The organism is Pseudomonas luteola NBRC 103146, from assembly GCF_002091675.1.
Taxonomy (GTDB): domain Bacteria; phylum Pseudomonadota; class Gammaproteobacteria; order Pseudomonadales; family Pseudomonadaceae; genus Chryseomonas; species Chryseomonas luteola.
Genome location: NZ_BDAE01000002.1, coordinates 79,111 through 105,874 on the forward strand (window position 1 = coordinate 79,111; position 26,764 = coordinate 105,874).

The window sequence follows — 26,764 nt, forward strand, 5'->3', positions numbered from 1 at the left end:
AGAGCGCTGGCATGTGGATTGCTGTCTGGAGAGGGCCAACCTAACCCTTTGGAGCAAATCTCCCATGTCGACGATTTACAGAAAAGGCATTCTGGCTCTCGCAATTGGCTCAGCTCTTTCGTTTTCCGCTTTGGCTCAGGCCGATATCATCATCGGTGTTGCAGGTCCCTTTACTGGCGCTAACGCCGCTTACGGAGAGCAGTTCTGGAAAGGTGCAACACTGGCGGCTGAGGACATTAACGCCACGGGTGGTATCAATGGTGAAAAGATCAAACTGGTACAGGGCGACGATGCCTGTGAGCCCAAACAAGCGGTAGCGGTGGCTAACCGGTTGGTCGATTCCGAGGGAGTCAAGGCGGTGATCGGCCACTTCTGCTCCTCCAATACGCTGCCAGCGTCAGAGATTTACGATGAAGCAGGAATAATCTCCATCACGCCTGGATCAACCAATCCACAAATCACCGAGCGCGGTCTGGCAGGCGTATTCCGTATGTGTGGCCGTGATGACCAGCAAGGGGTCGTGGCAGCCAACTACATCGTGGATACGTTAAAGGCGAAAAAGGTAGCTGTTATCCATGACAAGGATGCTTACGGCCAGGGCCTGGCGGATGCCATGAAAGCTCAGCTGGCCAAGCGCGGCGTGAAGGAAGTGCTTTATGAAGGCCTGACGCGCGGTGAGAAGGACTTCAACTCCCTGGTAACCAAGATTCGCTCCTCTGGGGCCGAGGTCGTCTACTTTGGCGGTCTGCACCCCGAAGCCGGCCCGCTGGTCCGCCAGATGCGAGAGCAGGGCGTAAACGCCAAATTTGTTTCAGGTGATGGCATCGTCTCGGCTGACATGGTAACGACCGCCGGTGGCCCGCAATATACCAAGGGGGTGTTGATGACCTTTGGTGCCGATCCGCTGAAAAGCCCGGCCGGTAAAAGCGTAGTCGATAAGCTGCGCGCCTCGGGTTATGAGCCGGAAGGCTACACGCTGTATTCCTATGCCTCTTTGCAAGCCGTGGCGGCTGCCTTCAAGGGCGCCGGCAGCACGGATGGCGAAGCCGCCTCCGAATGGCTCAAGAGTCATACCGTTCCTACCGTTCTGGGTGAAAAGTCCTGGGATGGCAAGGGCGACCTCAAAGTCTCCGACTACGTAATGTACGAGTGGGACGATAAAGGCAAATACAACCAGTTGCCCTGATTCCCTTTCTGCGTTCATGCGTCTTTCACCTCCGGCTGACCAAGCCGGAGGTGATGTCCTGGCGCGTCTTTACTCAACCGCTTGCGCGAGAATGACATCGTGGACGGTATCTTCCTGCAACAACTCATCAACGGCCTGACCCTGGGCTCGGTATACGGGCTGATCGCCATCGGTTACACGATGGTGTACGGCATCATTGGCATGATCAACTTCGCTCACGGCGATGTGTACATGGTGTCTGCCTATCTGGCGGCCATCGGTATTGCCCTGTTGAGCTTTTTCGGCCTGCATTCCTTTCCTGTGCTGATCCTGGGCACGCTTATATTCTGTGTAGTGGTGACCAGTCTTTATGGTTGGGCAATCGAACGAATCGCCTACAAACCGCTGCGTAACTCCACTCGCCTTGCGCCGCTGATCTCGGCCATCGGCATGTCGCTGATCCTGCAGAACTATGTGCAGTTGGCACAGGGCGCCCGCCAACAAGGGGTACCAACGCTGCTCGATGGGGCGCTGCGCCTGCATATCGGTGAAGGCTTCGTCATCATCACCTATACCAAGATCTTCATCATCGTCGCGTCCATTGTGGGCATGGGCCTTTTGACCTATGTGATCCAGAAGACCACATTGGGCCGCATGTGTCGCGCGACCCAGCAGGATCGCAAGATGGCGCAGATTCTGGGCATCAACACCGACCGGGTGATCTCTTACGTGTTCATCATCGGTGCTGCGATGGCGGCGTTGGCCGGTGTACTGATTACCATGAACTACGGCACGTTCGACTTCTACGCCGGCTTCATCATTGGTATCAAGGCGTTTACTGCGGCGGTGTTAGGCGGCATCGGCTCGTTGCCGGGCGCCATGCTGGGCGGCATCATTCTGGGCGTGTCGGAGGCGCAATTCGCGGGTCTTGTAAACAGCGACTACAAGGATGTCTTCAGCTTCTCGTTACTGGTGCTGATTCTGATCTTCCGGCCCCAGGGGCTGCTTGGAAAGCCGCACGTGGCAAAGGTGTGATGTTATGACCCAGACTTCTTCCTTCGATTTCAAGGTCATCCTGCGTGATACCTTCATGGTCGGGCTGGTCTCGCTCATCCTGTTCGGGCCTATCGTAGGTATTGTGCTCGACGGTTATGGCTTCAACCTGGAGCCTCAGCGCGTCGGCATCATGGTGGCGGTGGTGATGGCGGGGCGTTTTCTGCTCAGCCTGTTCGGCCAGACGTCCAGGGGACGTACCTGGATCGAGTCGTTCAAGCGCAACGATGGGGGCGTGCATGTGCTGCCGCCCGGACACAAGTCGAATCTGCGGTACATCCTGCCTGTCGTGATTCTGGTCGCGCTGATCTTTCCCTTCCTGGCCACCAAGTACTGGCTGACCGTGGTCATCCTGTGCATGATCTACGTGCTGCTTGGCCTGGGGCTGAACATCGTGGTCGGGCTCGCCGGTCTTCTGGACCTGGGCTATGTCGGTTTTTATGCCATCGGTGCCTATGGGCTGGCGCTGGGTTACCAATACCTGGGGTTGGGCTTCTGGACGATGATTCCCCTTGCTGCAGTCATGGCTGCGGTGGCCGGGGCAATTCTTGGCTTTCCGGTGCTCAGGATGCACGGCGACTACCTCGCCATCGTGACCCTGGGCTTTGGTGAAATCATCCGTCTGGTGCTCAACAACTGGCTGGAGTTCACCAACGGCCCTAATGGAATTTCGGCACCGTCGCCGACATTCTTTGGTATTGAGTTCGGTCGGCGGGCCAAGGAAGGTGGCGTGCCTCTCCATGAGCTGCTGGGCATCTCCTACAACCCCAACGCCACTATGATTTTCATCTACAGCGTGCTGTTTCTCATCGTGCTACTGGTGCTTTACATCAAGCATCGTCTTACCCGCATGCCCATTGGCCGCGCCTGGGAAGCGCTGCGCGAGGACGAAATCGCCTGCCGCGCCATGGGCCTTAACCATGTTCTGGTCAAGCTTTCCGCCTTCATGATCGGTGCGTCCACGGCCGGGATTGCTGGGGTGTTTTTCGCTACCTACCAAGGGTTTATCAATCCGGCGTCATTCAACTTTTTCGAGTCCGTTCTGGTGCTGGCCATTGTGGTGCTCGGCGGGCTTGGCTCGACCGTCGGGGTGGTCATTTCGGCCTTTGTCATGACGCTGCTGTTCGAGGTGCTGCGTGAGTTCGGCGACATCCGCATGCTCGTGTTTGGTGTGTTGATGGTCGTGATGATGATGTGGCGCCCACGCGGGTTGATCCGCATCAGCCGCAGTGGATTCGCGATTCGCAAGGGAGTAGCGCCATGAGCGACAACATTCTTACCGTTGACGGATTGGGCATGCGTTTCGGCGGGATCAAGGCGCTTTCCGATGTGGCCTTCAGCATTCGCCGCCATTCCATTACTGCCCTGATCGGTCCCAACGGGGCGGGCAAAACTACAGTCTTCAACTGCCTGACCGGATTCTACAAGGCCACCGATGGCCGTATCGTGTTAAGCAACGCTGACGGGCGCGAAACGGACGTGGGCAGAATCATGGGGGAGCCGTTTCAGCCCACCGATTTCGTCAACCCTGCCCAGTTCGGCAGTCGCCTCTGGTACAAGATGTTTGGCGGGACGCACCTGGTGAACCGTGCCGGCCTTGCGCGGACGTTCCAGAATATTCGCCTGTTCAAGGAAATGTCCGTGGTCGAGAATCTGCTGGTAGCCCAGCACATGTGGATCAACCGCAACCTGCTGGCGGGCGTCTTCAATACGCCGGGTTTTCGTCGGGCAGAGGAAAAGGCACTCGATGTAGCCTTTTACTGGCTGGAGGTGGTGGGGCTGACCGAGTGCGCCAACCGCCTTGCTGGGGAAATGTCCTACGGTCAGCAGCGCCGTCTGGAGATTGCGCGTGCCATGTGCACCCGACCGGAACTGATCTGTCTGGATGAGCCTGCTGCGGGTCTTAACCCTGCCGAGACCGAGAAGCTGTCGGCCATCATTCGGCATCTGCGTGATGAGCACAGGATCACTGTGCTCTTGATCGAGCACGACATGGGCATGGTCATGAGCATTTCCGATCATATCGTCGTGCTGGACCACGGCAATGTGATTGCCCAGGGCCTGCCGGATGAGATCAAGAATAATCCGAAGGTCATTGCCGCCTACCTTGGCGCGGATGAGGAGGAGGTGGCATGACTACGCCCTTGCTGGAATTCAAAAACGTCGACGTGTTCTACGGGCCGATCCAGGCGCTCAAGGGCGTCTCCCTGCACATCAATGAGGGCGAAACGGTCAGCCTGATCGGTGCCAACGGGGCGGGCAAATCCACGTTGCTCATGTCCATCTTTGGACAGCCGCGGGCGCGTAACGGACAGATCATCTACCGAGGCGAGGAAATTACCCAGAAAAGCGCCCATTTCGTTGCCTCCAACGGTATCGCGCAATCACCGGAAGGGCGGCACGTCTTTCCTGACATGAGTGTGGAAGAGAACCTGCTGATGGGCACCATCCCCATCGGTACCAAGCATGTGGACGAGGACATGCAGCGTATGTTCGAGCTGTTTCCGCGTCTCAAGGAGCGGCGTAACCAGCGGGCCATGACTATGTCTGGAGGCGAACAGCAGATGTTGGCTATTGCCCGGGCCCTCATGAGCCGACCCAAGCTGCTGCTGCTTGATGAACCAAGCCTGGGACTTGCGCCTATCGTGGTGAAGCAGATCTTCCAGATCCTGCGTGAGCTTGCGCAGTCCGGCATGACGATCTTTCTGGTCGAGCAGAATGCCAACCATGCGCTCCGGTTATCGAACCGGGCTTATGTCATGGTGACGGGAGAGATCCGCATGACGGGCAGCGGCCAGGAACTGCTGGCTGATCCTCAGGTGCGCGAAGCCTACCTGGGCGGCCATTAAGCCGCCGTTCAGCCTGCGTCAGGCTCCATGGTACTGACGCAGGCCGTTGCCGCGTGCCGTCGAGTATGTGTTTCCAACAGGGGAGTTCCCATGTCATCCATCCGCTTTTTCACCAATGCTGAGGTGGCCGCTGTTCTGGATTATGCCGGGCTGATCGATGCGCTTCGCAGTGGCTTGGCCCACCCTGGCACTGCACCCAACCGGCAGGCTTACGCGCTACCCGAGGGACAGGCATCGCTGTTGAACATGCCGGTCTGGCAGAAAGGGCAGGGCATTGGCGTCAAGCTGGTGACTGTGTTTCCGGAAAATAGCCAACGCGATCTGCCTTCGGTTGCGGCGGTGTTTGCCTTGTTTGATGATGTGACAGGCCAGCCCTTGGCCTTGATGGAAGCCTCGGAACTGACGGCTCGGCGTACCGCCTGCACATCGGCGTTGGCGGCTGACTATCTGGCCCGGCGGGATGCGTTGAGCCTGACCATCGTAGGTACGGGAACGCTAGCTGCCCACATGGTGCGTGCCCATACGGCTGTGCGTGATTACAGCCGGATCGAAATCTGGGGGCGTGACTACAGCAAGGCCAAAGCCTTTGCTGAGCGCCTGCAGGGGGAGGGCTATCCGGTTTCAGCAAGCGATAACCTGGCGCAGAGCGTAGGGCATGCCGATGTGGTTACGTGTGTTACCACCTCTCGAGAGCCGCTGGTGTTGGGCGAGTGGCTCAACCCCGGCTGCCACCTGGACCTGGTCGGTGCCTTTCTTCCCTCTATGCGTGAGACCGATTCAGCAGCCGTTGCGCGGGCACGCATCGTAGTGGATACCCGCGAGGGTGCTTTGGAGGAGGCAGGCGATTTACTGTTCGCGCTTGGTGATGGCGTGATCCAGGAAAGCGATCTCAACACAGAATTGAGGCACGTTCTGCAAGGGGATGGCGTACGCAGCGATGACCAGGAAATTACCTTGTTCAAATCCGTAGGCTATGCGGTAGAAGATCTGCTAGCTGCGCAGTACCTACTGCATAACATGTGACCTGTGAACAACACCCTTTAGCGCCATGTTTTAGCAGTTAAAGTCTGCTCTATTGGGCCAAGGTCCTGACTTACCCACGTTACACGTGGAGCACCTTGTGGATAACCCTAGGATACCTGTCTGCTGCCCTTAAAATATAAGGCTTACAGATAGATGGTTACTTTTTGATCAATCGTACAGAGGGTAGTAGTAACCAACCTCAGATAGTTATCAACATACCCACTAATAATATGAGCAAGCCTGTTGATAACATTTGGAAGACTCCACGCAAGCCGCATGTGGCAAGGCCTAGCGAGAATTGGTTAAAAAATGAGCGGTTATTTTCAAATGCAGGATGCTGGTTTTATACACGTTTTCGGCGAGCAAGGTTGTGTATAACCTTGGGGTACATGGCCAGACGCCATGTACCACCGTCTCTCTAGAGGCATGCTCAAAAAATGATCAACGCTGGAGTACGTCCGTTTATCCACGCTCCTAGGGTCGCTACGCCAGGTTTTTCATGCAGAAATCGCTGGGTTCAACGTTATGCACGGTTAACGCGAGTAAGCCTGTGAATAACATCTGAATGGTTGTACACAGCCCTTATACTGTCTGGCTCTTGAGAGGTCGATCAAAAAACAACCAGGATGCCAATAGCTGATTTTAGAGCTGTTTCGCTATAACTGTACCGCCTCAAGCGACAAAGAGTGCGTTACTCTCCGGGTATTTCCTTTCGACTTCAAGGAGCTGCATCGATGACTTCGACTTTGTTCATTACCGGCGCAACATCCGGCTTTGGCGCGGCTACTGCGCGCCGCTTTGCCAAGGATGGGTGGTCCCTGATCATTACTGGCCGTCGCGAGGATCGCCTGAGCGCGTTAGCAGAAGAGCTTTCCGCGCACACCAAGGTGCATCCGATTGTGCTGGACGTTCGGGATCGTGCAGCTGTCGAGGCGGCAGTCAACGGGTTGCCTGAAGCGTTTTCGACCCTGCGTGGTCTGGTCAATAATGCGGGGCTGGCCTTAGGTACTACACCTGCTCAGCAGTGCGATCTGGATGATTGGGACACCATGGTCGATACCAATATCAAGGGTGTCCTGTATTGCACGCGCTTGTTATTACCCAGACTGATTGCTTACGGTGCGGGCGCTGGCATCGTCAATCTGGGCTCGGTTGCCGGTAACTGGCCGTACCCGGGTAGCCATGTCTATGGCGCTACCAAGGCGTTCGTCAAACAGTTTACCTTGAACCTGCGCTGCGATCTGCAGGGCACAGGCGTCCGTGTGACCAACATCGAGCCGGGGCTTTCCGAGACTGAGTTCTCCGTGGTGCGCTTTGGTGGCGACAAGAGCAAAGCCGACGCCGTATATGCCGGAACTGACCCACTGACACCGGATGATATCGCCGAGTCGATCCATTGGGCTTTGAACCAGCCCAAGCATGTCAATATCAATCGGATCGAGCTTATGGCGACCTGCCAAGCCTGGAACGGGTTCAATATTCATCGAAGCGAGTGACAGCATAATGACGGCAGAGTATGTCTCTGCCGTCTACGATAGCTGTCGATACAGCTGAAACGATATAGCGCCGCTTATTGGCGTGTCCCATGCTTGAGAGCTTATACGCTCAAGGTCTTTTTGAAAGAGCTTTTCGTCTCATGCTGGCAAGGAGTCAGCATTCTGACACATAGGAGCAGAATGCCAGAATGATGACGCAGTAATAGCGTCAGGAATAACCATAATGCCATCATGGGTTGCGGCTCAATGGCCTTAGTAACCGGTTATCTTCTTTTCTTCCATCTCCTCGCTAAACCCCTTCCTTGAGGCGCTCAATTAAACGGGCGACGAACGGTCATCGCTTTGGCTGGCCTGTTTCTTGGTAATTGGCACGCCCCTTGAATAAGTACTGACGTGACGCCGCGTTAGGGTCACCGGGAACATTCAACTTTTGAAGCCTTATTAAGTTTAATAATTATTAATAAGGCACAGTTAATTAGTTTAAAGAAGAATGTTTTCATCGCCATTCCTGGTATTGGCATTTCATTGCCGACTGAACTTTTCGCATTTTGCAAAAAGTTCATAAGAGTGCAATGCCCGACAATAACGGTTTAGTACGCTGTTTATTGTTGCTGCTGGTTTTGACCGGCAAATACTTTCCATAGCTCAGGGTTGAGTGCAGGGAAGTTCATTCGGAAGGATGAAGTTAATCCCGTGCCAGTTATTGGCTCGGCCTAGATACAACTCAACGTGAAACGCGACTGTTGCGCCAGCCCTTTAATAATGGGCTATGGAAACGCTCGTGCTAAAAAACACTAGCAGTTTGGTGAATAGATGAAAACTTCTGCTTCTTTTGTTTTAAATAAAATCAGTTCCACCCGTTTTTTTAAGAAAGTTCTTCCGTTGGCTGCTGCCGTAGCCTTGGCCAGCCCTGCTGTTCATGCAGAACAGGTTGATCTGGTAGGTTTAAACCTGTCAGGTGCAGGCTTTGCTGCCCAGGTATTGCCAGGTATCGACGGTACCAACTACATTTTCCCGGTTGAATCCTATTTCCAGCAGTGGAACGCCAAGGGTATCAAGCTGATCCGCTTTCCCATCATCTGGGAGCGCCTGCAGCCGACCCTGGGTGGCGCACTGGACCCTACCTATACCGCGCTGATCGACCGTACGTTCGGCTATGCCAACAAATACGGTATGAAGATCATCCTGGACCTGCATAACTACACCATGTATCGCGGCACCATCATTGGTACGGGTAACGTGAGCTACAACCACTACCAGCAGATCATGACCCTGATCGCCCAGCGCTGGAGCGGCCAGCCGTCCCTGTATGCTTATGACATCATGAACGAGCCGCATGATTCGATGACCCAGTGGCCCATCATGGCTCAGTACGGCATCAATGGCGTTCGTTCGGTGGACAAGGTCAAGCCGATCATGATCGAAGGTAACGGCTGGTCCGAAGCGACCCGTTGGCCATGGTGGAACGATTCCCTGCTGAACCTGAAGGATCCGTCCAACAACCTGATCTTCCAGGCGCACTCGTATTTCGACGAGGATGCCGGTGGTAACTACACCGCCATCGACGTGAACAAGCTGGACGCCAACTACGGCGTCGAGCGTGTGAAGCCGTTCGTGGAGTGGCTGAAGAAGAATGGCAAGAGGGGCATGATCGGCGAGTTCGGTGTACCGGATAACAATCCGCGCTGGAATCTGCTCATGGACAACATGCTGGCTTATTTGAAGCAGAACTGTATTCCTGCTACGTACTGGGCTGCAGGTCCAGGCTGGGGCAGCTACTTTCTGTCGGTCGAGCCGATCAATGGGCAGGATCGTCCTCAGTGGCCGACCCTGAAGAAGTACATTGATAACACTACCTGTACAGCGATTGGCCCGTTCACGGCACCGGTTGCGACGACGCCTACTCCGGCTCCGACACCCACCGTGCCTTCAACCAGCACAGGCTATTCGAGCGCTATCAACAACTTTACCAATGCAGACTGGCTCAACGGTGTATACAGAAAGGCAGCAGGCTTCTCCGTAGCGGCGACATCAGGCAACACGGCAGCATTCAAGATAGGTACTTCGGTACGTCTGGCGAATGGCCTCGTAACCAAAATCTCGTCCGTTCAGGTAGTGGGTAGCAACATGAGCGTCTGGGTAAACAGCTCGGCACTGGATGGTGCCGTTGTGGGTTACCCGAACAAGCTGACCGTGGCGGACGCGGCAGGTACGGGGGCGACTACCCCTGCGCCGACGCCAGCCCCGACTGCACCCGCACCGACGCCTGCGCCAACCGCTCCGGCCGTTGTTGCGACCAGTACGATGAACAATTTCACCAATACTGATTGGCTGAACGGTGTCATGCGCAAGGCGGCTGCGATTTCGCTTCCGGCAACGACAGCCAACACGTCAGCCTTCAAGACCGGTGCTTCGGTACGGTTGGCCAATGGGCAGGTCTACAAGATCAAGTCAGTACAGATGGTGGGTAGCAACATGAGTGTTTTCCTGGACACCCCGACGCTTCTCAACGGTTCCGCCGTTGGTTATCCAAACGCGCTGACGGTAGTTAGCCAGTAACCGATCCGGGAACACAGAACGGGGACGTTTAAGTCCCCGTTTTTTATAGGGCTCGATTCTTCAGCCCAAGTATTTTTTGGCGTTGATAAGGCGGTGCCTCAGGCCAAATTGCAGTGTTTGGCATGGACATTGAATAGTAAGGGTCAACGCTGGAAAACTGACAGCTTTCTCAACACTTGAAGCTGCTTACAACGCGGCCCCAGCGGTTATTTCGCCATCAGGTATTGGCATCCAGGGTGTAACGAAGCAGCGTTGTACCGCTGTATCACACCCGCCTGGCAGGGCAATTTTTTAGATTGTCTGTTGCTATCGTCAGCGGCTGTTCGCGCTGGCAAATACTTTCCACAGCTCAGGACTGAGTGCCGGAAAGTTTCATCGTAAGGATGACACTCGGCTCGGCCACCCATGGCCGGTTCACGGCGTACGCCAGATTTATCTTGTCGACTTCCCCGATCCAGGGGCTGGCTTTCTGCGCCTTGAACATCACTAGCAGTAATGGTGAGCTTAATGAAATCTCTGTCCGTCCTGAATGCAATCAGGTCTGTTCGTGTCTTGAAAAAAGTGCTGCCTGTGCTGGCAGCAGGAGCGTTGTTCAGCTCGGTTGTCCAGGCTGAGCCGGTTGATCTCGTCGGTCTCAATATGTCCGGTGCCGATTTTGCCGGACAGGTTTTGCCTGGCGTGAACGGTACTAACTACATCTTTCCAACCGAGTCCTATTTCCAGCAGTGGAGCGCAAGGGGCATCAAGCTGATTCGCTTTCCAATCCTGTGGGAGCGCTTGCAGCCAACGCTCAATGGCAATCTGGACGCAACCTATGCAGGCTTGATCGACCAGACCTTTGCGTATGCGCAGAAATACAACGTGAAGGTCATTCTGGATCTGCATAACTATGCGCGTTATCGCGGCCAGATCATTGGTACGAGCGGCGTCCCGTACAGCAGTTATCAGAACGTGATGACCCGCATCGCTCAGCGTTGGAGTGGGCAATCGTCACTGTATGCCTACGACATCATGAACGAACCCAACGGTGCATTGGCATATTGGCCTACTGCTGCTCAGTACGGGATCAATGGCGTCCGGGCAGTCGATAAGGTAAGGCCTATCCTGATAGAGGGTAACGGCTGGGCCGAAGCGACACGCTGGGCCCAGTGGAACGACTCCCTGTTGAGTCTGAAAGACCCGTCCAACAAGATTATCTTCGAAGCCCATAGTTACTTCGATGAAAACGCTGGCGGCACCTACGAAACCGTTGATGTAAACAAGCTGGACGTGAATTATGGCGTCGAGCGTGTGAGGCCCTTCGTGGAGTGGCTGAAGAAGAACGGCAAGCAAGGCATGATCGGCGAGTTCGGCGTACCGGATAACAATCCGCGCTGGAATATCCTGGTCGACAACATGCTGGCCTACCTGAAGCAGAACTGCATACCGGCAACCTACTGGGCCGCAGGTCCGGGCTGGGGCAGCTATAGCCTGGCTGTTGAGCCTGTCAACGGTGTGGAGCGCCCGCAGTGGCCGACGCTGAAGAAGTACATTAACACTACCAGCTGCACCGCATACGGTCCGCTTAAATAATGACGGTTCGAAAAAGCCCGGCCTACTGGTCCGGGCTTTTTGCTGTCGGGCCCTTTTGGGTTCAGATCTAAATCCTTGATCCAGTAGATAAATTTCCCTTCTCTCGACGAGCGGTCGCCCTGATCACAGCGCAAACGCTTATGGTTGCGTCCCCCGGTTAACACGACCCGGATGATGGCTAAAGGCCGCATGCTGGCTGGGTTTTCCCAGGACCGGTTCCTGTATCGATATTGGCCTGCGCAAGGTATTTATCGGGTCAGCCAACGTGCTGTAAAAGGCGTGGCAGGCACTGAACGATCCTGCGTTTTCGATGCCATGCGATACCTCTCGGCGGGCGTTTTCATACCCCGTTCATTATTCGCCATTCCTGGTATTGGCAAATAGTTGCGTTTCGACTGTGCGGGCAATGCCTGTTCACCGATACGCATGCCCTCAATGGCGGCTTTTTAGGCCGTTCATTGTTGTCGCCAGCTCGATGATTAGCTGGCAAATACTTCCATCACTCAGGGTTGAGGTCGGGAAGTTCATCGTAAGGATGAAATAACCGTCGGCTAAAATAATATAGCCGGTCAATTGGGACTTTTTTATATGGCTCTTTTGAGTCAGGGCATTGTTCGCGCGTAAAAAAGTTACTGGCAATTTGGTGAATATGAGTTTTTTATCTGTAACCCAACATTTTGGTATAACGCGAGGCGTATCTAAGGCACTTTCAATATGTGCGTTACTGGCTCTGGGAAGTACAACAGTACAGGCCGAGCAGGTTAATCTCGTTGGACTTAATATGGCAGGTGCCGAGTTTGCAGGTACGGTGTTGCCGGGTATTAATGAGAAGAACTATATCTTTGCCAAGGAAGAGACCTTCAAGAACTGGAGTGCAAGAGGAATAGGGCTGGTCCGCTTTCCCATTCTGTGGGAGCGGCTTCAGCCGGGGCTGGGATATTCCCTCGATCAGACCTACGCCTCACTGATTTCCCGTTCACTGGACTATGCCCACAAATACAACATCCGGGTCATTCTGGATCTGCATAATTATGCGCGCTATCGCGGCCATATCATCGGTACGAGCAGCGTACCGTATTATCGCTTCGAGAATGTCTGGAACCGGATCGCTCAGAAGTGGGGTAGCCACCCGGCCATTTATGGCTACGACATCATGAATGAGCCCAACGGCGCCGTGGCGTACTGGCCTACAGCGGCGCAGTACGCCATCAACGGGATCCGGCAGGCTGACAAGGCTCACCTGATCTTTGTGGAAGGCAATGCCTGGGCCAGCGCCGAACGGTGGCCGGTGTGGAGCGACTCTCTCAAGGACTTGAAGGATCCTGTCAACAAGTTGATCTATGAGGCGCACGTCTATTTCGACGCCGATGGCGGTGGTTCCTACACCCAGCTGAGCGCTGACAGTTTGTCTGCTCAGGCTGGCGTCAATCGGGTGAAGCCCTTTGTGGAGTGGCTCAAGCAGAACAACAAGAAGGGCTTTATTGGAGAGTTTGGCGTACCGGATAACGATTCCCGCTGGAATGTGGTCATGGACAACATGCTGACCTACCTCAAGCAGCATTGCGTACCGGCCACCTACTGGGCCGCCGGTCCGGGTTGGGGTAATTACAGTCTGTCCGTCGAGCCTATCAATGGACAAAGCCGTCCGCAGTGGCCCACATTGAGAAAGCATCTGAACGACACCAGCTGTACCGCAATCGGTCCGGGTCGGTAAAACCGCTTCAACGAGACTATACAGCCGGGCGTTTGGAGGGCCCGGCTGTTGATAACGTCAAGGCTCCACCTGCTGCTTCAGCCAGCCGGGATAATGGTTGCGTGTAGCCTCGGACCATCTCGGTGGGCAGCGAGTACCCAGGTAGGCTGCCACCGCGTTCAAATGTGCTGCTAGAACGTGCCGATCACCAAAGGCCTCAAGCCCCAGCGTCCAGCCGGCCGTATGGCCATCAACCCAGAGTTGAGTCAGTTCTACGGTACAGCCTGCGGACGGCATGGCTTCGTAAGGGGATTCGTTTTCATCCAATGCGATTTCACGCAGAGCGGCCTGCTCGACCGTAAACAGGCGAAGCCAGCGTTGCTTCTGAACGGCAACCGTAGGATGCGGTGTCAGCGTCAAGGCCTCGGAATGCCATTTATGCCATAACTCGACAGGCCCCCTAAACGGCGAGACGTCCAGAGTATGCCAGTCAGGTATGACCAGCCCCTTTACCTCAACGGTTGAGTCTCCACGGGTTTTGATACCGAGGTCGGATTGACTGGCGTCCCTGAGGTAGTGGTGCATCTTGCGTATTCCGCCTCCCGGTGGCTGATCCCACAGATCGGACCGGTGAAACCAGTCGATCAGATCAGTACCCGGCAGTGCGGGCCAAAACCAGCGGACTTCAGCGGAAAGCGGCATGGCGTGCTCCTGGTATGAAGAGAGGGCGGCGGACGTGCTAATTTCCGACCCGTTCCGAAAGACACGTGCTAGCATCCGTCCACGCTCCGGATGACGTTTAACCCATTGATCCGGGGTGCCGCATTATTGCTAGCCTCATTGAGCACCGCACAGACGTTTCTTCCCGCTGAGTTGTACTCGGCTTTCCTGGCGTGGTTTCCAGCGCGCGACGCTCATTGGCTAGACCTCATGGCTCAGCGCCCGTTTCCTGGCGTTGAATGAATGTAAGGAGTTCTACGTGCAATTTCTCCATACCCTGGTCAACGACCTCAATGGCCTTGTCTGGGGCGTGCCCATGCTGGTACTGATCCTGTGCGCGGGTCTTTATCTGATGCTACGCCTCAAACTGATGCCGATCGTAAGACTGGGCACCGGCTTTCGCCTGTTGTGGCAGGGCCGGAACAAGGATGACGACGAAAGCGGTGAGATCAGCCCTTTCCAGGCCTTGATGACCTGCCTGGCTGCCACCGTGGGAACCGGCAACATCGCGGGTGTTGCTACCGCGATCTTCCTGGGTGGCCCCGGCGCGCTGTTCTGGATGTGGTGTACGGCATTGGTTGGTATGGCTACCAAATATGCCGAAGTAGTATTGGCTGTGCATTTTCGTGAAAAGGACGAGCGCGGCGAGCATGTCGGCGGCCCGATGTATGCCATCCGCAACGGCCTGGGCAAGCGCTGGGCCTGGCTAGGCGGCGCCTTTGCCCTGTTCGGTGGGTTGGCCGGGTTCGGTATCGGCAACATGGTGCAGGTCAACAGTATGGCGCAGGCCCTGGAGACAACCTTTTCCGTGCCCCTGTGGCTGACCGGTGTCGTGACGATGGTGGTTGTGGGGCTCGTGATCCTGGGCGGTATTAAGCGGATCGGGGCGGTCGCCTCGTCCCTGGTCCCTGCCATGTGCATAGGCTATATCATCGCAGCCATTGCCGTGCTGGTGACCCATGCGTCCGAAATTCCTCATGCGCTCAGCCTGGTCTTCACCCATGCCTTCACGCCGGCGGCGGCGACGGGCGGCTTCGCAGGGGCGGCGGTCATGGCTGCCATTCGCTTCGGGGTAGCGCGTGGCGTCTTCTCCAACGAAGCCGGGTTGGGCACCGCCGGTATCGCCCAGGCAGCCGGTACGACCAACAGCGCCGTACGCTCAGGCATGATCGGTATGCTCGGAACGTTTATCGATACCCTAATCATCTGCACCATGACGGGTCTTGCCATTATCTGCTCCGGCGTCTGGACGAGCGGGCAGAGTGGGGCGGCCTTGTCAGCGGCGGCCTTCGAGACGGCGCTGCCCGGTTTTGGCGGCATCATCCTGACCATCGCCCTGGTGGTATTCGCCTTTACCACCATCCTGGGGTGGAGCTATTACTGCGAGCGCTGCTGGGAGTTTCTTGCCGGCACCAAGACCATTCTGCCGTTCCGCATCATCTTCGTACTGGCTGTTCCCTTTGGGGCGATTGCACAGTTGGACTTCGCCTGGCTGCTGGCCGATACGCTCAATGGTCTGATGGCCATTCCTAACCTGATCTCGCTGCTGTTGCTCAGTCCGGTGGTGCTCCGGCTGACGCGAGAATACTTCGCCAGCAAATAAACGAAGGCTCGCTACTGCGAGCCTTTTCATTGAGGCTCGCGAGGCCCGGACCTGGAAAAATGGGTGAAAATCGCGATGCTGTGGTCCAAACGATAGCGCTGTTTTCCTGGCCTTTCTGGATAGAGCATTCCGATGTCCCGATCTTCGCTTGAGCATTCCTGTTCTCACCCGCACGTCTTCAACGAGGGAAACCCGCTGGCGGAAAAGAAGACCCGCCGCGCCGTGATTTTTACTGCCATCATGATGGTGGTCGAGATTGCGGGCGGCTGGGCCTTCAACTCCATGGCACTGCTGGCGGATGGCTGGCATATGAGTTCCCACGTGCTGGCGCTGGGGCTTTCGCTGTTCGCCTATGCGGCGGCCAGACGGTATGCGACCGACGCTCGCTTTGCCTTTGGAACGTGGAAAATGGAGGTGCTGGCTGGCTATACCAGTGCACTGGCGCTGATAGGCATCGCTCTGTTGATGCTGTATGAATCCGTGATCAGGCTCGTGACACCTGCTCCGATTCACTATACGCAGGCCATCGCCATCGCCATTCTGGGATTGCTGGTCAATCTGGTGTGTGCGTGGCTACTCAAGGATTCTCACGGGCATGATCATGGCCATGGTCACGATCATCATCATGGCCACGGTGAGCATCAGGACCTGAATCTGCGTTCGGCCTACATCCATGTTATTACTGATGCGGCAACCTCCGTCCTGGCTATCGTCGCGCTGATTGGCGGCATGCTTTGGGGGGCCAGCTGGCTCGACCCGGTCATGGGAATCGTAGGCGGCATACTGGTCGCCATCTGGGCCGTTGGGCTCATCAAGCAAACCGGGCGTGTGCTGCTGGATGCGCAGATGGACGATCCGGTGGTACAGGAGGTCAGGGATGTGATCGCAGAGAGCCCTATCGAGGCCCAGATCTGTGATCTGCATGTCTGGAAGGTAGGCAAGGGCAAGTACGCCTGCATCGTCAGCATCGCCACGACCAGTGATGCCTCGCCTGAAGACTTCAAACAGCAGCTTTCCGTCCATGAAGAGCTTGTCCACATCACGGTTGAGATCAACAGAGACGGGATCTGTCCGGTACGCTGAGGAGGTAGGCGACAGCGGCAAGTGATATAACCGGGTCTTGGTCAACGACAGGATTCAACATGCCTTCTTCCGAGCCTCGCTTGTCGCTTCCTGCCCCGGTAGGCCTGTTTCAGGCGTTTCTATTCTGGCTCAAGCTGGGCTTTATCAGCTTTGGCGGACCGGCTGGGCAGATAGCAATCATGCATCAGGAGCTGGTGGAGCGTCGGCGCTGGATTTCCGAGCGACGCTTTCTCCATGCGCTCAACTACTGCATGGTACTGCCCGGACCTGAAGCCCAACAGTTGGCGACCTATATTGGCTGGTTGATGCACCGGACCTGGGGTGGGGTTATCGCCGGAGCGCTCTTTATATTGCCTTCGCTGCTTATCCTGATCGCCCTGTCATGGATCTATTTGGCCTGGGGCAACGCTCCAGTTGTGGCAGGTATCTTTTACGGCATCAAGCCAGCGGTGACCGCCATTGTTGTGCAGGCCGCCCATCGCATCGGAACACGTACCTTGAAGAACCATTGGCTCTGGGCCATTGCAGCGGCTTCGTTCATCGCCTTGTTTGCCTTCAACGTGCCGTTTCCCCTGATCGTACTGTCTGCGGCGGTTATTGGCTTTATTGGAGGCAGGTACGCTCCGGAGCGGTTCAGGGTAGGGGGAGGGCATGCCAATCAGGCGGCTTCGTTCGGACCCGCGCTGATCGATGATGACACGCCACCGCCAGCGCATGCCCGTTTTCGCTGGTCGCGGCTGGCGCAACTGTTAATCATGGGGATATTTCTCTGGATCGTGCCGATGCTGACCTTGGTCTATCTGTTTGGCTGGACTCATACCTTCACCCAGATGGGCTGGTTTTTTACCAAGGCTGCACTGCTGACCTTTGGCGGTGCCTATGCGGTATTGCCCTATGTATATCAGGGTGCCGTCACACACTACGGCTGGCTGAGCCCAAGCCAGATGATCGATGGTCTTGCCCTGGGTGAAACCACACCCGGACCATTGATCATGGTGGTGGCGTTTGTCGCGTTTTTAGGCGGATATGGGCTGGCGGCGTTAGGGAGCGAGCACATGTTTGCCGCCGGGGCATTGGCTGCCGTGCTGGTGACCTGGTTTACCTTTCTGCCTTCGTTTCTTTTCATTCTGGCCGGCGGGCCTCTGGTGGAGTCCACCCATAATGTGGTGGGCTTCACAGCTCCGCTCACCGCCATTACCGCGGCGGTCGTCGGCGTAATCCTGAATCTGGCCTTGTTCTTCGGCTACCACGTATTCTGGCCGCAGGGCTTGAGCGGATCGTTCGACCTACTCTCCGCTCTGATCACACTCCTGGCAGCGATAGCGCTCTTCCGGTTCAAGCGCACAGTTATGGAAGTGCTGCTAGCCTGTGCAACAGTAGGGTTGTTAATGCACGTCGTATTCATGTGACAAGGAGCAGCTTGGCTGCAGAAGAGAGGATGCACTATGGCTAACCATTCAGACGATTTTCTCAAACTTGCAGCCGACGCCAAGTCTCGTATTCGACAGGTTTCGCCCGTTGAAGCCGAGCAACTGGTCGATCAGGGCGCGCTGCTTCTGGACGTTCGGGAGCGGGACGAGTTCGAACGGGGGCACCTGGACGGCGCGACCCACATGAGCCGGGGGATTCTTGAAATGCACATCGGCGAGCTGGCAGCCAGCAAGGCCACACTGATCGTCTGCTATTGCGGTGGCGGTAACCGGGGAGCGTTGGCCGCCGAAAGCCTGCAACGCATGGGATACACCCAAGTCGTCTCCATCGAGGGAGGCCTTGCGGCCTGCAATACCCAGAAAGACTGATCAACGAGCAATAAAAACGCAGGGCATCTTAGATACCCTGCGTTTTGAGAAGGCTGTGTACCGGCAGAGAGGTACACAGTCAAACTTACACCTGGCGGATCAGATAATCGAATGCAGCCAGGGAAGCCTTCGCACCTTCGCCGACCGCGATCACGATCTGCTTGTACGGTACGGTTGTTACGTCGCCGGCCGCAAAGATACCCGGCAGCGAGGTTTCGCCACGGCTATCTACAACGATCTCGCCACGGGGCGACAGCTCGACGGTGCCCTTGAGCCATTCGGTGTTGGGGACCAGACCGATCTGGACGAAGATACCTTCCAGGTCGATGGACTTGAACTCACTGGAGTTGCGGTCCTTGTAGGTCAGGCCAACCACTTTCTGGCCATCGCCTTTCACTTCGCTGGTCAGGGCGCTGGTGATCACGGTCACGTTCGGCAGGCTGTGCAGCTTGCGCTGTAGTACCGCATCCGCACGCAGCTGGCTGTCAAACTCGATCAGGGTCACGTGTGCCACGATACCGGCCAGGTCGATTGCCGCTTCCACACCGGAGTTGCCGCCACCGATAACTGCAACGCGCTTGCCCTTGAACAGCGGGCCGTCACAGTGCGGGCAGTAGGCCACGCCACGGTTACGGTATTCCTTCTCGCCCGGGACATTCATTTCACGCCAGCGAGCGCCGGTGGAGATGATCAGCGTCTTGGACTTGAGCGAAGCACCATTGGCAAACTTGACTTCGTGCAGCTGGCCCGCCTCGGTGGCAGGAATCAGTTGCTCGGCACGCTGCAGGTTCATGATGTCGACGTCGTACTGCTTCACGTGCTCTTCAAGGGCTACGGCCAGTTTCGGGCCTTCGGTTTCCTTGATGGAAATGAAGTTTTCAATCGCCAGAGTATCGAGTACCTGACCGCCAAAACGCTCTGCCGCAACACCGGTACGAATACCTTTACGGGCGGCATACACCGCAGCGGAAGCACCGGCAGGACCACCACCGATCACCAGCACGTCAAAAGCGTCCTTGGCGCTGAGCTTTTCAGCGTCACGGGCACTGGCGCCGGTATCGAGCTTGGCCAGAATTTCTTCCAGACCCATGCGGCCCTGACCGAACGGTTCGCCGTTCAGGTAGATGCTGGGCACAGCCATGATCTGGCGCTCGGTAACTTCGTCCTGGAACAGCGCACCGTCGACCGCAACGTGGCGGATGTTCGGATTCAGTACGGCCATCAGGTTCAGCGCCTGAACAACGTCAGGGCAGTTCTGGCAGGACAGCGAGAAGTAGGTTTCGAAATTGAATTCGCCCTTGAGCGAGCGGATCGCTTCCAGAGTATCTGCACTGGCCTTGGACGGGTGACCGCCCACTTGCAGCAGCGCCAGAACCAGCGAGGTGAACTCGTGGCCCATGGGCAGACCGGCAAAGCGCAGGCTGATGTTTTCACCCGGACGGTTCAGGGCAAACGAAGGTGTGCGAGCATCATTGCCATCGGTGCGCAGGGTGATCTTGTCAGTCAGGCTGACGATGTCCTGGAGCAGACCCAACATTTCTTGAGATTTAGCGCCGTCATCAAGGGACGCGACGATCTCGAAGGGTTTGGTAACCTTTTCCAGATAGGCTTTAAGCTGAGTTTTAAGACTGGCGTCCAACATGAGGCATTACCTCTCGACAAATTTCGGGAATAAAAACGCCCGGACGTGTTCCGCCCGGGCGTTCGGGCACTAGAGGGAGCCGGAAGCCGGCTCCTAAGCGCAGATAACCGTGTGTTGGCGTTTAGATCTTGCCAACCAGGTCCAGAGACGGGCTCAGAGTAGCTTCGCCTTCTTTCCACTTGGCAGGGCAAACTTCGCCCGGGTGGGAGGCAACGTACTGAGCAGCCTTGACCTTACGCAGCATTTCGGACGCGTCGCGGCCGATGCCGTTGTCGTGTACTTCACACAGCTTGATCTGGCCTTCCGGGTTGATCAGGAAGGAACCACGCAGCGCCATGCCTTCTTCTTCGATCAGAACGTCGAAGTTGCGAGCCAGAGTTGCAGTCGGGTCGCCAACCAGGGCGTACTGAACCTTCTTGATAGCGTCGGAAGTGTCGTGCCACGCTTTGTGAGCGAAGTGGGTATCGCACGATACGCCGTAGATCTCTACGCCCAGCTTTTGGAATTCAGGGTACAGGTCAGCCAGGTCTTCCAGCTCAGTCGGGCAAACGAAGGTGAAGTCAGCTGGGTAGAAAACAACCAGGGACCACTTGCCTTTGAAGTCAGCTTCAGTCAGATCGATGAACTTGCCATCCTTGTACGCTGTAGCTTTAAACGGTTTGATCTCGGAATTGATCAAAGACATCACTGAATCTCCATCAGGGGTTAAGAATTGGCGAGAGATAAGATACTCGCTTATGCACATTAGACTTAATTGAATGTGGGCATCAATCTCATAAGTTTGACCTATCCACGCATTCAGGATCATTAAGTCTTTCTTTCAGGCAGAGTACTTGGAGGTATCTGAGGTCAACAAACACTGCCGCAAGCGCTAGTGGTATGGCTGAATTATCAGAATTCAAGCGCCTAAACGCACTAGCTCGGACATTTTGTGAAAAACAGCTGTTGAGCAGTAAGCTGAAAAATATGGTTTCCTTGCCGATCGTGTTCGTTAAACAGGATGACGAAGGAGAAACATGTCAGGAGCCGCATTCGTCCAGTTGTTTCCTGAGGGCTTCGACTTCCCAAGCAGATTCACTTCACCGTTGATCGCTGTCTTTTCAGGTTGCCGACCTGAACCTGCCCAGCGTGGAGGGCATTAGTCATGGCGATCAGGCGCGTCATTACCCAGTGGTTTGCCCGCTATTTCTCCCAAGATGAAGCGGTGGTTCTCAGCGTCTTGCTTATCCTGGGCTTTGCTCTGGTCATGTTGTTGGGCAAGCCCCTGGCGCCGTTCCTGACGGCGCTGGTCGTCGCCTTTCTCCTACAGGGTGGCGTCAGCCGTCTGGAGCACTGGAGAGTACCCAGGCTTTGGGCAATATCGCTCATGTTCCTGTCTTTTTTAGGCATATTCCTGGGCCTCTTGTTGTTTGTGCTCCCGCTGGTATGGGATCAGCTGGTGACGTTGTTGCAGGAGTCGCCCCGGATGTTTGCCCAGGCTCAGGTCCTCTTGGATGAGCTTCAGCAGCGCTATCCCAGTGTCGTTACTCATGAGCAGATTCAGGGCTGGATCGGGACGGCAGGCAGTGAGCTGACTGCCCTTGCGCAACGAGCGGTCCGGCTGTCGTTGACCTCGCTGGGCAATATCATCGCCTTTGGTACGTTTCTGGTACTGGTGCCGATCCTGGTGTTTTTCATGCTCAAGGACAAGAACCTGCTGGTGGGCTTCTTCCTGTCCGTACTTCCCCGTAAACGGACCCTGATGACCCGAGTCTGGAAGGAGGTCGACGAGCAGATCGCCAACTATGTGCGCGGCAAGGTTATCGAGATTGTGATCGTGGCGGCGGTCAGCTACGCCACGTTTTATATCCTGGGATTGCCCTACGCCATGCTGCTCGGGCTGGTGGTCGGTCTGTCCGTGCTGATTCCCTTCATCGGCGCCGCCGTCGCGACCTTGCCCGTTGCGGCTGTGGCGGGCTTCAGCTTTGGTCTGGGCGATCAGTTCCTGTATGCGATTCTGGCTTACACCATCATTCAGATACTGGATGGCAATGTTCTCTCACCGCTGCTGTTTTCAGGTGCCGTCAATCTGCATCCGGTAGCCATTATCCTGGCCATTCTCTTTTTTGGCGGCACGCTGGGCTTTTGGGGAATCTTTTTTGCGATCCCGCTGGCGACCCTGTTCAAGGCGCTCTGGAGCGCATGGCCGCGGGATGCCGTGGTCGTATCCGATAACAACACATCAGAGAAAAGCCCTTAAGGCTTCGATTACATTTTCAGGAGTGAGGTTGAAAAGATGCAAGACAACAAGATCCGAGGCTCGAATGGCCTCCAGGCCTTTTACAGGGCCTTTCTGACAAGCGAGGCCTCAGGCGGATTGCTTCTGATGGCCGTGGCAGCCATTGCTTTGATTGTGGCGAATTCGCCGCTGGCCAGTGTGTACTTCAGCACCCTGGAGCGCTACATGCTGGGCATGAGTGTCCTGCACTGGATCAACGATGCGCTTATGGCCGTCTTCTTCCTGCTGGTCGGGCTCGAAATCAAACGTGAGATGCTGGTCGGGCAGTTGTCCACCTGGGGACGGCGTGCACTGCCAGGGCTGGCGGCATTAGGCGGTGCTGTCGTGCCAGCGGTGATTTATGCGGCACTCAACCATGACGATGCGCATTTACTTCAAGGCTGGGCGATTCCCACGGCGACCGATATCGCCTTTGCACTCGGGGTACTCTCCCTGCTGGGCTCGCGTATTCCGGTATCGCTCAAGATCTTTCTGACCGCGCTTGCGATTCTCGATGACCTGTTCGCCGTGTGCATCATCGCGGTGTTCTACACGGCAGATCTGTCCCTGCCGATGTTGGGACTGGCGGGTGTCACCCTGCTGGTGCTGATTGCCATGAACAAGCTGGGCGTAACGCGAATCCTGCCGTATCTGCTGGTCGGTATCGTGTTGTGGTTCTTCGTGTTCAAGTCGGGCGTACACGCGACGCTGGCCGGGGTAGCGCTGGCCCTGACCATCCCGCTGCGTACCGGCTCGAAGCATCCGCCGCTGGAGCGTCTTGAGCATACATTGCACCCTTACTCCGCGTTTCTGGTCATTCCGATCTTTGGATTCGCCAACGCTGGTGTCTCGTTCAATGGCGTGAGCCTTGCCTCCGTGATGGGCTCGGTTCCGCTGGGGATCGCGCTGGGCCTCTTGGTTGGCAAGCAGGTGGGCGTATTCTCGTTTGCCTGGTTGAGTATTCGCCTGGGACTGGCCGAACTGCCGGAACATGCCACCTGGAAGCAGCTGTACGGGATCGGCCTGCTGTGCGGAATCGGCTTCACGATGAGCCTCTTCATCGGCCTGCTGGCATTCCCCAATTCGCCAGAACTGGTGGATGCGGTCAAGATCGGTGTACTGCTGGGGTCGATTACGTCCGGCTGTCTGGGTGCGCTTATGCTGATTGCGGTCGGCAAAAAGAAAAACGCCTAAGAGCAAAGGGCACCGGAAGGTGCCCTTTTTGCATCATGTGGTGATGTTAACGAGCTTGATTTCTCGTACATCGATCTCATTCCAGACGCGACCGGTGACATAGGGGTCGCTCTTCAACCAGAGGTCCAATGCCTCGCGGTTCTCGAATTCGACATGTACGGTCGAGCCTACCATTCGACCTTCATCGTTCAGAATGGCCCCGCCGCTGATAAATGTTCCTTCCTTGGCCATGGCTCGAATTCCTTCCAGATGAGCCTGGCGATTTTCCAGTCGACGATTAAAGGCCTCTGGATCGGTATGGTCGTAGGCGGTTACTACAAATTGCATGGTGGCTCCTGTTTTTAATTGTGTTGGTGGAGATCAGTCCAGGCGATTCGAGTGCCTGACAGTTCTGTCTTATAAACCAGCGCAAGTGTCTAGGATGAATACCATTCATCGTATTACACCGTTCGATGGATATTCGTAAAGACGGATTTGCACGAATCTTCGCCTCCGTATCTCCAGGCTGGAGATCAGGTTGTTACCGTGGGGCGTTGCCGTACGTGCTCGCACGGGTGAGTAGGATGATCCGTTGCTGGGGATGCTGGACATCGAACCTGCCGATCAACTGCTACAGGAGTCACCGGGCACGCCTTCACGTGTGCCTTCATGAGTAGTTAATGGTTTTACAGCTTTGCCTTTTGCTCAGCTTATTGGCCTTATGACTAATCAAGGAAAGTACTCATGTCTACGCTCAAGCCTTTGGCATTAATTCTTCTCGTCTCCCTTGGTACTACCGCCTTTGCTGCCAGCCATAGTGCCACCCAGGCGCAGGATGGCGATAACAACGAAGTTATCCTTGAACAGAGCGGGCAGGGCAATACTGCGACGCAGACCCAGACTGGCTCAGCGCATCGCTCCGCCATTACCCAGAATGGGTCCATTAACTCGGCAGAAACGACACAGCTAGGTATTGAAAATGCGGTCGATCTCTACCAGACGGGTGATGGCAACATAGCTCAGGTCTACCAGCAGAGCTTTATGTATGGGCATAGCGCTACCGTTACCCAGTTGGGCGATACGAACCACGTGACGCTGTATCAGCAGAACGGTAATGGCTCTGTGGCAACCTTGTACCAAGAGGGCAACAACAATATCCATGACGTTGAACAGAACGGTGAAGGTTTCAAAGAGCTGGTAGCGCGTACGGTAGGCACCGGCAATAGGCTTGATGCCATTCAACGAAATGAGGGTGTATTCGCACAGACTATCCAGACCGGAGACAACAACCTCATCAGTTTGGATCAGTCTGGCAGTATGGGCGGAAGCTGGACCACGATTGCCCAAGACGGCAATAGCAACCTGGCGTCTGTAACGCAAACCTCCGGCCGCTACCCCGCCGAGCGAGTGACGCTGACGCAGGACGGTGATGCCAATACATCGAACGTCAATCAGCACGGTGGCTTTGATGTTGTTGAGTTTACCCAGGAGGGTAACAACAACGAGTTGAATGTCGATCAGTTCAGCACTAACGGAGCCATTTCCGGGCGTTCAGTCGGTGACAGCAACGTTGCCAGCATCATGCAGGGTGACTACTACACGAAGGTAGACCTTGTGCAGGAGGGTGATGCCAATTTGGCCACGATCAACCAGGCCGGTAGTGGAAGTATCGCAACCGTCAATCAAATGGGCTTTGCCAATCAGGTTGCGCTGACGCAAACCGGTATAGCTGGTGTGTTCGGTGAAGGGAGCGCAGCGACCGTCATGCAGAGCGGTACCGGCAACGTGGCCAGGATTACCCAGCAGTAGCAGTCAGTAGAGCATTTGGGGCTGTTACTGCCTGCCCAAGCGTAGCGGTCCCATTTACCTAACCAGCGTAGGGATCATTCCCTGCGCTCGGTATGGGCCTTAGTGGTTAACTTATACGTCTAGAGGGATCTCTCATGTTCAAACTCAAGCCCTTGGCTGTGGTATTGATGATGCTCTCCGGCAGCTGTGCCCTGGCTGCAAACAACACCGCTACCCAAACGCAGGACGGTAATTACAACGAAACGACACTGGAGCAGACGGGCGAAGGCAATACCGCTACCCAAACTCAAGAGGGCAACGAACATCGCTCGGCTATTACTCAGAATGGGACCACCAACGCGGCTGAAACAACGCAGCTGGGGCTTGGAAATACGGTTGATCTTTATCAGACAGGAGATAGCAACGTAGCCCAGGTCTACCAGCAGAGCTTCGATCTAGAGCATAGCGCTACTGTTACCCAGTTGGGCGATACAAACACCGTAGCGTTGTATCAGCAAGGCGGTAATGGCGCTGTCGCTACGCTGTATCAGGAAGGCAGCAACAATACGCACAATGTCGAGCAGAACGGCTATGGCGGCAATACGCTTGAAGCCCGTACGGTTGGTAATGGCAACGCTCTGAATGCTATACAACGGCACGGAATGCAGGCAGACGCGATACAGACAGGCGATAACAATGTTATCAACCTGGATCAAACTGGCGGCTCCTCAGGTGGTACAGCCACAATCCAGCAGAACGGCAATGAAAACTTGGCTTCCGTTACCCAAAGCTCAGGTCGCTATCCTGCGACCAGTGTGGCATTAGCGCAGGAAGGTGATACCAATACCGCCACGATCAATCAAAGCGGTGGATTTAGTACGGTTGATTTTGCCCAGCAGGGCAATAATAACGACCTGACAATTGATCAGTTTAGTATCAGCGGCACCATTACAGGACGCTCTACGGGCAATGACAACGTGGCTGCTATTACCCAGGACCTGTATTTCGCTCGTGTAGATCTCGTACAGGAGGGTGACGGTAACCTCGCCACAATCGACCAGTCTGGCAACAACAGCCTGGCTGCGGTCAGCCAGATAGGCTTCTCCAATCAGGTTGCCATTACTCAGGCCACGCCAGTAGATGTAAACGGCAACTCAGCTACCGTCCTACAGAACGGTACAGGAAACATTGCCAGGATTACCCAGCAGTGATGTAAGCAGCTGGCGCTGACATGGTTAGCGCCAGCCCTGAGTACTGGGCTGGTAAGGCAGAGTTCGCCCGTTCGTGTG

The 26,764-nt window shown here is 55.7% G+C and carries 21 protein-coding genes and 1 pseudogene; 18 read left to right on the forward strand and 4 right to left on the reverse strand.

The window, feature by feature from the left end; all coding sequences use genetic code 11:
• The first annotated feature begins 64 nt into the window (after window positions 1-64).
• The 10 genes and pseudogenes from PLU01S_RS02745 to PLU01S_RS02795 all read left to right on the forward strand — a co-directional run bounded on the left by PLU01S_RS02745 (window position 65) and on the right by PLU01S_RS02795 (window position 13,431).
• On the forward strand, window positions 65-1,186 hold the full coding sequence (locus PLU01S_RS02745) for a branched-chain amino acid ABC transporter substrate-binding protein (protein WP_010795895.1): 1,122 nt from the start codon (window positions 65-67) through the stop codon (window positions 1,184-1,186).
• 99 nt (window positions 1,187-1,285) lie between these two features.
• Window positions 1,286-2,200, forward strand: a complete 915-nt coding sequence (locus tag PLU01S_RS02750) for an ABC transporter permease subunit (protein WP_010795894.1) — start codon at window positions 1,286-1,288, stop codon at window positions 2,198-2,200.
• Between the two features lie 4 nt (window positions 2,201-2,204).
• Complete coding sequence (livM, locus tag PLU01S_RS02755; protein WP_074821874.1) at window positions 2,205-3,482, forward strand: high-affinity branched-chain amino acid ABC transporter permease LivM; 1,278 nt, start codon at window positions 2,205-2,207, stop codon at window positions 3,480-3,482.
• On the forward strand, window positions 3,479-4,354 hold the full coding sequence (locus tag PLU01S_RS02760; RefSeq protein WP_074821877.1) for an ATP-binding cassette domain-containing protein: 876 nt from the start codon (window positions 3,479-3,481) through the stop codon (window positions 4,352-4,354). The genes livM and PLU01S_RS02760 overlap by 4 nt, the downstream gene beginning before the upstream one ends.
• On the forward strand, window positions 4,351-5,067 hold the full coding sequence (locus PLU01S_RS02765) for an ABC transporter ATP-binding protein (RefSeq protein ID WP_074821881.1): 717 nt from the start codon (window positions 4,351-4,353) through the stop codon (window positions 5,065-5,067). Before PLU01S_RS02760 ends, PLU01S_RS02765 begins: the two co-directional genes overlap by 4 nt.
• 90 nt (window positions 5,068-5,157) lie before the next feature.
• Window positions 5,158-6,090 carry a bifunctional Delta(1)-pyrroline-2-carboxylate/Delta(1)-piperideine-2-carboxylate reductase gene (gene lhpI, locus PLU01S_RS02770; RefSeq protein ID WP_074821884.1) on the forward strand — a complete coding sequence of 311 codons (933 nt, stop codon included), beginning with the start codon at window positions 5,158-5,160 and terminating at the stop codon, window positions 6,088-6,090.
• Between the two features lie 734 nt (window positions 6,091-6,824).
• Window positions 6,825-7,586 (forward strand): SDR family oxidoreductase, encoded by a 762-nt coding sequence (locus PLU01S_RS02775; protein WP_074821886.1) that lies wholly within the window; start codon window positions 6,825-6,827, stop codon window positions 7,584-7,586.
• A gap of 813 nt (window positions 7,587-8,399) precedes the next feature.
• Window positions 8,400-10,145, forward strand: coding sequence for a glycoside hydrolase family 5 protein (locus PLU01S_RS02780; protein ID WP_083397820.1), 1,746 nt, complete (start codon window positions 8,400-8,402; stop codon window positions 10,143-10,145).
• A gap of 507 nt (window positions 10,146-10,652) precedes the next feature.
• Window positions 10,653-11,711: pseudogene (locus PLU01S_RS02785) on the forward strand (glycoside hydrolase family 5 protein); the annotation flags it as partial.
• 787 nt (window positions 11,712-12,498) lie between these two features.
• Complete coding sequence (locus PLU01S_RS02795) at window positions 12,499-13,431, forward strand: glycoside hydrolase family 5 protein (RefSeq protein WP_233432110.1); 933 nt, start codon at window positions 12,499-12,501, stop codon at window positions 13,429-13,431.
• Window positions 13,432-13,488: 57 nt separating this feature from the next.
• Here the strand turns inward: PLU01S_RS02795 and PLU01S_RS02800 are convergent, their stop codons facing one another.
• Window positions 13,489-14,112, reverse strand: a complete 624-nt coding sequence (locus PLU01S_RS02800) for a hypothetical protein (protein ID WP_074821900.1) — start codon at window positions 14,110-14,112, stop codon at window positions 13,489-13,491.
• A 334-nt stretch (window positions 14,113-14,446) separates the two neighbouring features.
• Here PLU01S_RS02800 and PLU01S_RS02805 point away from each other — a divergent pair, with 334 nt between their 5' ends.
• The 4 genes from PLU01S_RS02805 to PLU01S_RS02820 all read left to right on the forward strand — a co-directional run bounded on the left by PLU01S_RS02805 (window position 14,447) and on the right by PLU01S_RS02820 (window position 18,615).
• The gene (locus tag PLU01S_RS02805; RefSeq protein ID WP_139208690.1) at window positions 14,447-15,733 is read left to right on the forward strand and encodes an alanine/glycine:cation symporter family protein; all 1,287 of its coding nucleotides are present in this window, start codon (window positions 14,447-14,449) and stop codon (window positions 15,731-15,733) included.
• A 132-nt stretch (window positions 15,734-15,865) separates the two neighbouring features.
• Window positions 15,866-16,816, forward strand: coding sequence for a CDF family Co(II)/Ni(II) efflux transporter DmeF (dmeF, locus tag PLU01S_RS02810; RefSeq protein ID WP_074821907.1), 951 nt, complete (start codon window positions 15,866-15,868; stop codon window positions 16,814-16,816).
• A gap of 59 nt (window positions 16,817-16,875) precedes the next feature.
• Window positions 16,876-18,225 carry a chromate efflux transporter gene (gene chrA, locus PLU01S_RS02815; RefSeq protein WP_074821910.1) on the forward strand — a complete coding sequence of 450 codons (1,350 nt, stop codon included), beginning with the start codon at window positions 16,876-16,878 and terminating at the stop codon, window positions 18,223-18,225.
• A 36-nt stretch (window positions 18,226-18,261) separates the two neighbouring features.
• Entirely contained in the window at window positions 18,262-18,615 is a 354-nt protein-coding gene (locus tag PLU01S_RS02820) for a rhodanese-like domain-containing protein (RefSeq protein WP_074821913.1), read from the forward strand.
• Between the two features lie 85 nt (window positions 18,616-18,700).
• Here PLU01S_RS02820 and ahpF read toward each other — a convergent pair whose 3' ends face one another.
• Together ahpF and ahpC are read right to left on the reverse strand one after the other, a co-directional pair.
• Entirely contained in the window at window positions 18,701-20,257 is a 1,557-nt protein-coding gene (ahpF, locus tag PLU01S_RS02825) for an alkyl hydroperoxide reductase subunit F (protein WP_010795880.1), read from the reverse strand.
• A 121-nt stretch (window positions 20,258-20,378) separates the two neighbouring features.
• Window positions 20,379-20,942, reverse strand: coding sequence for an alkyl hydroperoxide reductase subunit C (gene ahpC / locus PLU01S_RS02830; protein WP_010795879.1), 564 nt, complete (start codon window positions 20,940-20,942; stop codon window positions 20,379-20,381).
• A 465-nt stretch (window positions 20,943-21,407) separates the two neighbouring features.
• Between ahpC and PLU01S_RS02835 the strand changes: the two genes are divergently transcribed.
• Complete coding sequence (locus PLU01S_RS02835) at window positions 21,408-22,496, forward strand: AI-2E family transporter (protein ID WP_216822598.1); 1,089 nt, start codon at window positions 21,408-21,410, stop codon at window positions 22,494-22,496.
• 36 nt (window positions 22,497-22,532) lie between these two features.
• The gene (gene nhaA / locus PLU01S_RS02840) at window positions 22,533-23,708 is read left to right on the forward strand and encodes a Na+/H+ antiporter NhaA (RefSeq protein ID WP_074821918.1); all 1,176 of its coding nucleotides are present in this window, start codon (window positions 22,533-22,535) and stop codon (window positions 23,706-23,708) included.
• 33 nt (window positions 23,709-23,741) lie between these two features.
• Here nhaA and PLU01S_RS02845 read toward each other — a convergent pair whose 3' ends face one another.
• Window positions 23,742-24,035, reverse strand: coding sequence for a YciI family protein (locus PLU01S_RS02845; RefSeq protein ID WP_010795876.1), 294 nt, complete (start codon window positions 24,033-24,035; stop codon window positions 23,742-23,744).
• Window positions 24,036-24,431: 396 nt separating this feature from the next.
• Here PLU01S_RS02845 and PLU01S_RS02850 point away from each other — a divergent pair, with 396 nt between their 5' ends.
• Window positions 24,432-25,496, forward strand: coding sequence for a hypothetical protein (locus PLU01S_RS02850; protein WP_074821921.1), 1,065 nt, complete (start codon window positions 24,432-24,434; stop codon window positions 25,494-25,496).
• A 134-nt stretch (window positions 25,497-25,630) separates the two neighbouring features.
• Window positions 25,631-26,686, forward strand: coding sequence for a hypothetical protein (locus PLU01S_RS02855; protein ID WP_074821924.1), 1,056 nt, complete (start codon window positions 25,631-25,633; stop codon window positions 26,684-26,686).
• Window positions 26,687-26,764 lie beyond the last annotated feature (78 nt).